The sequence below is a fragment of the Yoonia sp. genome, from assembly GCF_046498525.1.
Taxonomy (GTDB): Bacteria; Pseudomonadota; Alphaproteobacteria; order Rhodobacterales; family Rhodobacteraceae; genus Yoonia.
In genome coordinates, this window is sequence record NZ_JAWOAN010000048.1 from 1 (window position 1) to 5,300 (window position 5,300).

Here is a 5,300-nt window from a genome sequence, read left to right on the forward strand (position 1 = left end):
TGCCGTTCCTCTGGCGTCATATCCGAGGCCGCATCCATTTGGTCAAACGATGGCCCGCGCGCCTCTGGCACTGCATATTCGACCCCTGCGCGGAAGGCCGCGTCGCTGACCTGCGCACGTGCGCTGGCGATGTGGAAATTATTCGGATCACCTGTTTCGATGATGTCGCGCCAAAGCCGCAGTGCCAGATCAGGGCGGTCGGTCTGATTATAGAGCGCACCCAGATAGTAGCGCGCCGCGATATTGCCGCCGTCCCGGTCGAGGATCCGGCGGATCACATCTTCGGCCTCGGGCGAGACAAAGCCACCCGCCGCGATCACCTTGAGGTCCAGCAAGCGTTGCAAATCGGACATTTCAGTCGCGTCGCCCTTGATGAGAATGACCTGTTCCTGCGCATCGGCGGCCCCGGCATAGTTGCGCAGTTCCACCTCGTGAAACGCCAGACGGCTCCATGCTTCCAGGTCATCGGGGCGGTTGGGCGTGATCACACGCAACTGTTCGATCGCCTCGCGATAGTCGTCCGGCACCTCGACGGGTGGCGGGGCAGGGGCGGCCAGTTCCAACGCGTCTTGCGACGGGCGGTTCAAGCGCTTTTCCTCGCTCGCGGCCAGGCGGGCCTGCAAGGGCAGGTCCGGATAGCCGGGTGCGCCCAGCGAACGGTAGGTCCCGAAACCGAGCGCAAGCATCACGATCACAATCGCAGCCGCCAGCCAGCGCGTGGGCGGTGCGACCCCCGCAGGCACCGTCGCGGCCTTGTTCGCCGCCAAAAGCCGGCGCGCCACTTCGGTGCGGGCGCGTTCCGCTTCGTCGGGGGCCAGCAGATCGCGTTCCAGATCGCGGTCGATCTCGGCCAGTTGGGCGCGGTAGACGGCGAGATCCGGGTTCTCGTCGCCCATGTCGTTGGGGCGCAGCAGGGGCGTCACCATCAGGGCGGTCACCACGAGGGTCATCACAATGCAAACAAGCCAGAAAATCATTCGTTTTTCGTCCTTTTATTAAGGATCACATAAACGCCCGCAGCCTGCGTGAAAAGGGCCTGCGACGCCGTAGCAATTCACGACACCGCCAGCATGTCGTAAAAAGCAAAATATACGCCGCTGAGAGTATCCTCTCGGGCCTGTACAGGGTCCAGATAAGATGCGACGGCTTAGCCGCCTGCCAAAAGGATTCTGGACCCCGATGAAACGCTATTCCGCCTTTGCTGTCGCCAAAGAAGCCATGCGCCAACACACCGGCTGGGACCGGGCGTGGGCCAAACGCGAACCCAAGAAGAAATACGATGTGATCATCGTGGGCGCGGGCGGGCACGGGCTGGCCACGGCTTATTTTCTGGGCAAGAATTTCGGGATCACGAATGTGGCGATCCTTGAAAAGGGCTGGCTGGGCGGCGGCAATACGGGCCGCAACACCACGATCATCCGGTCCAACTATCTGCAAGACCCGTCGGCTGCGATCTATGAAAAATCCCGCTCGCTCTATGAAACCATGAGTCAGGACCTCAACTACAACGTCATGTTCAGCCCGCGTGGTGTGATCATGCTGGCCCAGACCCAGCACGAGGTACGCGGCTACAAGCGCACGGCCCATGCCAACGCCTTGCAGGGCGTGACGACCGAATGGATCGATCCTGCGCGCGTCAAGGAACTCTGCCCGATCATGAATATCGACGGGCCGCGCTATCCTGTGCTGGGTGGCCTGTGGCAGGCCCGCGGCGGTACGGCGCGGCATGATGCTGTGGCCTGGGGTTATGCGCGTGCCTGTTCGGATATGGGGATGGACGTGATCCAGCAATGCGAAGTGCAGGGCGTGCGGCAGGAAAATGGCAAGGTCGTCGGCGTCGATACCTCCAAGGGACCGATTGACTGCGACAAGCTTGGCATGGTCGTGGCAGGCCATTCCGGTGTTCTGGCGCAGATGGCGGGTTTCCGTCTGCCGATTGAAAGCGTGGCCTTGCAGGCGCTCGTGTCAGAGCCGATCAAACCCTGCATGGATATCGTCGTCATGGCAAACACCGTGCACGGCTACATGAGCCAGTCCGACAAGGGCGAGATGGTGATCGGCGGCGGCACCGACGGGTACAACAACTACACCCAGCGCGGGTCTTTCCACCATATCGAGGAAACGGTGCGCGCATTGGTCGAAACCTTCCCGATGATCGCGCGGCTGAAAATGTTGCGTCAGTGGGGCGGGATCGTGGATATCACCGGCGACCGCTCGCCCATCCTGTCGAAAACGCCGGTCGAGGGCGTTTTCGTCAACTGCGGCTGGGGCACCGGCGGGTTCAAGGCCACACCCGGATCAGGCTGGGCCATGGCCGAGCTGATGGCCAAGGGCCATTCCCCGCTCACGGACGAATTCAGCATGTTCCGCTTCCGTGAAGGCAAGTTCATCGATGAAAGCGTCGCCGCAGGGGTGGCGCACTGATGCTACTCAAACCAGTCCTCGTCGTCATCGTGCAGCCCGCCGCGCAGCCCGTCGATGACCATGAAAATTATGGCGGTCGTCAAGACGCCCCCGATGACAATCAGCAAAAGTTCCATTCGGTGAACCTAGCAGCACTTTCCACGCTGGCGATCCCGGCAACTGTTGGCCGACCGCTATCGGCGGAAATGGCTACGAATGGCTCAAATCTTTCGGGGATTTCCGCTCATGTTCCTTTTTTGCCGGGGGCTGCGATGGTTCCGACGTCTGAAAAGGAGGGCGCACCATGGATGAACACAGCCGAATCAAACCCAACATTTCAAGCCGTAACGGGATCGGTTTCGTTTTGGCAGCCGTTCTCGTCGTTCTGGTCCTGCTTTACGCGCTGTTCGCGGGTGGTCGTGCGCCCGTCGATCCGGCGGCAGTCGACACAACCGGCCAAGGTGCGCCGGCACTTGAAGATATGGTCCCACCTCAACCGGCCGCACCTGCGACAGGCGAATAAGGCCAAAACCACTTACATGACCACGGCCAAAGGCGGACGTAGCGATACGTTTGCCCTTGGTGCGTTCATTACAGCTGTACGTACAGGTTCTGTACGCCTTCTGTACGCTTTGCATACCCCCCATACCAAAGGTGTCCCATGCTGATTCTGCATTGCCCCTACTGCGGCGTTGATGCCGATGAAACTGATCTGCACGGCGGCGGTCAGGCCCACCTCAAACGGGAAGGTCCGGGATCTTCGGATGACGATTTCGAGGATTACCTCTTCATGCGCCAGAACCCCAAGGGCGTGCATTTCGAACGCTGGCGGCACGCCTACGGCTGCGGCAAGTGGTTCCTTGCCGCGCGCTGCACCAACACGCTCGAGGTGTTCGGGACCTATCCGGCCCAGACCCTCGAGCCACCACAAGAGATCAAAGACACCATCTCGGCCAAACGTCCCGGCTGGTCTTGGGGGAATTTCAAATGAGCACCCGTCTTGCAAACCACGGCCGTCTGATCAACAAGGGCAAGGCGGTCACTTTTACCTTTAACGGCAAGCACTTGCGCGGTTTTGAAGGCGACACGCTTTCCTCGGCCTTGCTGGCCAATGACCAGATGCTGGTCGGGCGTTCGTTCAAATATCACCGCCCGCGCGGCGTCGTGGCCTCTGGCGCGGAAGAACCCAACGGGCTTGTGAACCTGGGCAAGGGCGCGACCTTCGAACCCAACCAGCGCGTGACGACGACCGAGTTGTTCGAGGGGCTGACGGCGACCAGCCAGAACCACTGGCCGTCGCTGGAATTTGATGTGGGTGCCATCAACACGTATCTGTCGCGGTTCCTGCCTGCCGGTTTCTATTACAAGATGTTCATGTATCCGCAGTCGTTCTGGAAACATGTCTACGAACCGATCATCCGCAAGTCTGCCGGTTTGGGCAAAGCGCCCAAGGACCGCGATCAGGACACCTATGAACACTTCCACTGCCACGTCGATGTTCTGGTCGTCGGCGGCGGCATCGCCGGACTTGCCGCAGCCAAGGCCGCAGGCGAACGCGGCGCGCGTGTGCTGCTGGTTGAACAGACCGCCGATTGGGGTGGCCGTGCTGTTGTGGACACACCGAGCATCGACGGGATGCTGGCGCAGGACTGGATCAATAGCACTGTAGAAGCCCTTGAAAGCATGGAGAATGTCGACCTGCGTCTGCGCTGCATGGGGGCGGGTGTCTATGACCACGGCTATACGCTTGCCTATGAACGTCTGACGGATCACGCGCCTGATGCCGAAGGCCCGCGCCACCGTCTTTGGCGTATCCGCGCCAAGCAGATCGTGACGGCGACAGGTGCGATCGAGCGGCCTTTGTCTTTTGCGGCCAATGATCTGCCTGGCGTCTTGCTGGCCTCTGCGGTTCGCGACTATGCCGTGAATTTCGGGGTTTCGGTCGGCGACCGCACTGTGGTTGTGACCAACAACGATGATGCATATCGCACGGCGATCATCCTCAAGGAAGCCGGACTTGAAGTGCCCGTCATCGTGGATGCGCGTACCGAGGCCGCAGGAGAACTGATCGACCGCGCCCGCACGCTGGGCATCCGGATCGAGATGGGCAAGGGGATTGCCAAGGTCAAAGGCGGCAAGCGCGTCACCGGCGTGGCGCTTTGCGCGCAGGCTGGCGAAGGCGCTGTGCTGGAAGAAATCGCTTGCGATTGCGTGGCGATGTCGGGCGGTTGGTCGCCTGTTGTGCACCTGTGGTCGCACTGCGGCGGCAAGCTGAATTGGGACGCGGGTCAGGTGATGTTCCGCCCCGACCCCGACCGCGCACCCACAGGCGAAGACGGAGAGCCTTTCGTGATCACCGCAGGCATCGCCAACGGGCATCTGTTCACAGCCGAGGTTGTCAGCGATGGCTGGGCGGCAGGGCGTGCCGCAGCCAAAGCTGCGGGTCATTCCAAACGCGGCGCGCAAGCGCCTGCGGGCGAGGATGCCGGTGAAGGGCCGATTTCGCCTGTCTGGTTGATGCCGCAAGGCGCAAGCCATGCGTTGCGGTCCAAGGCATGGCTGGATTTCCAGAACGATGTGAAGGTCAGCGATGTACAACTGGCTGCCCAAGAGGGCTTTGAAAGCGTTGAACATGCGAAACGCTACACAACGCTGGGGATGGCGACGGATCAGGGTAAGCTAAGCAATATCAACGGCTTGGCGATTCTTTCTCAATCTCTGAACGCCGATATTCCAAACGTGGGTACAACCACGTTCCGGCCACCCTACACGCCTATCTCGATGGCATCTATCGCTGGGGCTGCGCGTGATGAATTGTTCCAGCCTGTGCGCAAGACACCCGTATCGGATTGGTCCAACGCCCACGGCGCCGACAATGAACCTGTCGGCCAGTGGCG

At 60.9% G+C, this 5,300-nt stretch carries 5 protein-coding genes; 4 read left to right on the forward strand and 1 reads right to left on the reverse strand.

All coding sequences use genetic code 11. The features are described from left to right. Positions 1-977 (reverse strand): c-type cytochrome biogenesis protein CcmI (gene ccmI / locus R6T97_RS03395; protein ID WP_410347902.1); only part of this gene is annotated, 977 nt, incomplete at its 3' end. A gap of 202 nt (positions 978-1,179) precedes the next feature. On the opposite strand from ccmI, the gene R6T97_RS03400 reads away from it, so the two are divergent. The 4 genes from R6T97_RS03400 to R6T97_RS03415 all read left to right on the forward strand — a co-directional run. Then, positions 1,180-2,424 carry a sarcosine oxidase subunit beta family protein gene (locus R6T97_RS03400; RefSeq protein WP_410347903.1) on the forward strand — a complete coding sequence of 415 codons (1,245 nt, stop codon included), beginning with the start codon at positions 1,180-1,182 and terminating at the stop codon, positions 2,422-2,424. 283 nt (positions 2,425-2,707) lie between these two features. Next, the gene (locus tag R6T97_RS03405) at positions 2,708-2,926 is read left to right on the forward strand and encodes a hypothetical protein (RefSeq protein ID WP_410347904.1); all 219 of its coding nucleotides are present in this window, start codon (positions 2,708-2,710) and stop codon (positions 2,924-2,926) included. Between the two features lie 138 nt (positions 2,927-3,064). Next, positions 3,065-3,394: a sarcosine oxidase subunit delta gene (locus R6T97_RS03410; RefSeq protein WP_410347905.1), complete on the forward strand. Its 330-nt coding sequence runs from the start codon at positions 3,065-3,067 to the stop codon at positions 3,392-3,394. After that, on the forward strand, positions 3,391-5,300 hold a 1,910-nt coding region (locus R6T97_RS03415; RefSeq protein WP_410347906.1), incomplete at its 3' end, for a 2Fe-2S iron-sulfur cluster-binding protein. The genes R6T97_RS03410 and R6T97_RS03415, both read left to right, overlap by 4 nt.

Coding starts and splice junctions, on each gene's coding strand:
- R6T97_RS03400 (WP_410347903.1), top strand. CDS start 1,180: ATGAAACGCTATTCCGCCTTTGCTGTCGCCAAAGAAGCCATGCGCCAA.
- R6T97_RS03405 (WP_410347904.1), top strand. CDS start 2,708: ATGGATGAACACAGCCGAATCAAACCCAACATTTCAAGCCGTAACGGG.
- R6T97_RS03410 (WP_410347905.1), top strand. CDS start 3,065: ATGCTGATTCTGCATTGCCCCTACTGCGGCGTTGATGCCGATGAAACT.